This is a genomic window from Alteromonas marina (assembly GCF_000808575.1).
Classification (GTDB): domain Bacteria; phylum Pseudomonadota; class Gammaproteobacteria; order Enterobacterales; family Alteromonadaceae; genus Alteromonas; species Alteromonas marina_A.
In genome coordinates this window covers 1-236 of sequence record NZ_JWLW01000047.1, presented here as the reverse complement: position 1 = coordinate 236, position 236 = coordinate 1, and the positions used below count along the sequence as shown (strand labels likewise).

1 protein-coding gene is annotated in these 236 nt (G+C 46.6%); it reads left to right on the top strand.

Annotation, left to right across the window (positions count from 1 at the left end; genetic code table 11):
• On the top strand, window positions 1-236 hold a 236-nt coding region (locus tag RJ41_RS19195), incomplete at both ends, for a hypothetical protein (protein WP_039222366.1).

The following is a 236-nucleotide window of genomic DNA, read 5'->3' as shown; positions in this document are numbered from 1 at the left end:
ACCAACCGCTATCAACTGCAAATTAAAGATGGCAGCAACCGTAACATTACGCTTAGCAACATAACGTGGCCCAACCGCTGGGATGATGTTAGCTTCCACGTGTTAGACGACATGGACGGTGATGGCCTAGCCGACGTGGCATTACAAGGCGTAAACCGTACCTCGGGTAATCACCAACTCGCTATTGTTAATGCTAAAAATGGGGAAAGTATTACCATTATGAATTTAGGCAGCGA